At 38.4% G+C, this 250-nt stretch carries 1 protein-coding gene; it reads right to left on the minus strand.

Annotation, left to right across the window (positions count from 1 at the left end; translation table 11 throughout):
- On the minus strand, positions 1 to 250 hold a 250-nt coding region (locus R0J92_RS25230; protein ID WP_411053703.1), incomplete at both ends, for a 5'-3' exonuclease H3TH domain-containing protein.

Here is a 250-nt window from a genome sequence, read left to right on the forward strand (position 1 = left end):
GGTTTTAAAACTGCAACATTAATTCCTTTTAATTGAAACTCATCCCAACTAATTTCTAACGGAACATCATCTTTAATGGTGGCAAGATAACGGGAATGTTCGGCATCCTCTTTACCAGTGATTAACCGCTTTTGCAGTGCCCCTTTAATTTCATCAATATGGTCATAAATTTGATCGAGAGTGCCATATTGTTGAAGGAGTTTAACGGCGGTTTTTTCTCCAATCCCACTAACGCCCGGAATATTATCAG

It is taken from the genome of Tritonibacter sp. SIMBA_163, from assembly GCF_046535935.1.
Taxonomy (GTDB): Bacteria; Pseudomonadota; Alphaproteobacteria; order Rhodobacterales; family Rhodobacteraceae; genus Epibacterium; species Epibacterium scottomollicae.